Consider the following 2,551-nt stretch of genomic DNA (forward strand, 5'->3'; position numbering starts at 1 on the left):
CGCGTGGCTCGCAGGGTGGCCGACACGTCGGATGAGGCCCGGGGGACCAGCAGCCACGGCACCCGCAACTGCTGACCTTGCGCGGTGAACACCACATTGCCGGAGGCCTCATAGAAAGCAAACCCACCGGTGAGAGACGAACCGACCTTGGTCATGTCGACGTTCAGGTTCACCGTGACCGTGGTGGAACGCCCCGCTGGAACGGTGACGCGGCGCGAACTGAACGAGACGGTGGCCGGGCGGCTCTGGGGGGTCGCCTCATGGGCCACGGTGAACGTGACCGGGGTGCGGCCGTGGTTCGTCAGGGTGACGCGTTTGCGGTCGCTGACCCGGTTGGTGGACTCGGCAAAGCCGAAGCTCAAGGTCGCCTCGCGGAACCGGCCGTCCTCGGTGGTGTAGCTGTCACCCACCGCCGTCACCTGGCTCGCCACCGACTGCTTGACGTCGATCAACCCGGTGCCGCCCAGGGTCAGGCGGTAGTCGCCGACCTTGCTCGGATCAGCCGTGTTGACGAGGTTGGCAGCGATGTCTTGTGCCGACCAGCGCGGGTGCGCCTGCACATTCAGCGCCGCGACCCCGGCCACGTGGGGGGCGGCCATCGATGTTCCGGACTTCACGTCCGGGCCGTTGCCCGTCCCGACGCCGGCCGACACCGTCGACACCCCGGGGGCGGTGACGTTGGCCTTGAGGCCCGAGTCCCCGGTGCGGGGGCCGCCCGAGCTGAAGGAGGCGAACTGGGTGTAGGCCGGGTTGTCCAGGGCCTTGCTCGCCAGGGTGATCTTCTGGCCGTTCGCCGCGACGAGTTTGTCACCGTCGTCGGTGGCGGCGCTGCCGAGGATGCCTCGCACCCCCAGGAACGGGATCGTGACCGTGAACGGCTCGCCCGTGTCGAGGTTCTGAGTGATCGCCCCCTCGAAGGGTGGGTAGTTCGCCGAGGTGTCAATCATGGCTGCCGCCGTGGCGCCCGCCTGCTGGGCGTAGACCGGACGGGCCGCCCGCGCGCACGTGCCGCGCACCGACACGGCGAGCTGGTTGCCGCCCGCGATGACGCCGTTCTTGGTATAGGCGGCCACCGAGCATCCCAGCGCTTCGTTCTCGCCGGTCGCCGGGTCGTCCTTCAGTACCACCACGGTCAGCGGGCCGGTGGGCAGAGGGGTGAGCCCGTTGGCGTTGATGGCCGCGATGCTGGACCGGTCGGCCAACGTGAGGGTTGCCCCGGGGAAGGTCGCGGTGGAATCGTTCGCGGCCACGCTGACCACGCCGCGGCCTGTCCCCGGCGAACCGGTGAGGTACGGGTTGGCGCCTGCGTTGCCGGCGGACGCCACGACCACAACACCCGCGCCGACCGCGTTGGACGCGGCCACGGCGGAGGGATCGTCGGCGGTGCCGTAGCTGGACCCCAGCGACATGTTGATGACGTCGACGCCGTCGGCCACGGCACGGTCGATCGCCTCGGTGGTGACGTCGGTCGTTCCGGTGCAGCCGAAGACCTTGTAGGCGTACAGGTCGACTTGCGGGGCCACGCCGGGGCCGATCGTCCACGATTGGGAGGCCGTCGAGGCGTTGTAGGGCCCGGTGTAGGCCGAACCGTCGGCGGTCACGCCGCCGCCCCCGGTCGTGCCCGCAACGTGTGAGCCGTGGCCGTTGCAGTCGAGCGGGTTGGGATCAGGCTTGGGCACGCCGCCCGCGTCGGCGTCGTAGTTGTTGCCGACGAAGTCCCAGCCGCCCTTGATCCGGGGGGCCGCGGACCCGAACAGCGCAGGATCGGGGGCTTGGCTTTCGGTGGCCAGGGCAGTGAGGAAGGCCGCCGTCGTGCCGGGACCGCCAAAGTCGGCATGCGTGTAATCGATGCCGGTGTCGATGATGCCGACCTTGATGTTCTTGCCGGTGTAGCCCGTGTCCTGCCAGACCTGCGGCACGCCGAGGTAGGGGACCGAGGTCGCGTTGTCGAGCCGGTGGATCTCAACGGGGTGAACCGCCTTCACGCCCGAGACGGCCGCCAGCTTGGACAATGCGGTGCCGGAGACCTGCACCTTGACGCCGTTGTAGGCGTCCTGCATCTCCGCCAGCACGGTGCCGCCGACCTTCTTGGTGGTGTCGACGACGCTCTTTTGCTGACGCTTGAGTTGATCGCGAACGGCGGCCTTCTGGCCCGTGTCGAGTTCGCGGTCTTGCTTGGCTTCGACGACGGTCACCGGGTCATCGCTGAGTTCGACGATGACTTTGACGGGGGCTTTATCGAGGGAAGCGGGAGTGAGTTTGCTGTCGATGGTTCCGCTGGGGGCCGTGACGAGACCGTCGTTGCCGACGACCGGGGCAGCCTGCGCGGTGAGGGGGGCGGTGAGCGCCAGGACGGCTGCTCCCACCAGGCATTTCCACGTGCGCACCTTGGGGCCTTTCGTTGGACGGGGGGTTGTCCTGCACGCCGAGTGTCGCGTCGGCGCTTGGGTCAGACATTAAGGTGCGCGACCGACAATTGTCTCCTCCGACGCGTTCAGTCCATCACTTCGACCCGCATCGGACGCCCCGTCGCACGCCATTTGTTGGGGCC

Annotated in this window: 1 protein-coding gene; it reads right to left on the reverse strand. The window is 68.7% G+C overall.

Annotated elements, in window-relative coordinates:
- Positions 1-2,366, reverse strand: a 2,366-nt coding sequence (locus V7E09_RS15165) for a S8 family peptidase (RefSeq protein ID WP_324523682.1), incomplete at its 3' end; no start/stop codon positions are given.
- Between the last annotated feature and the right edge of the window lie 185 nt (positions 2,367-2,551).

The sequence above is a fragment of the Propioniciclava sp. genome, assembly GCF_036744435.1.
GTDB lineage: Bacteria > Actinomycetota > Actinomycetes > Propionibacteriales > Propionibacteriaceae > Propioniciclava.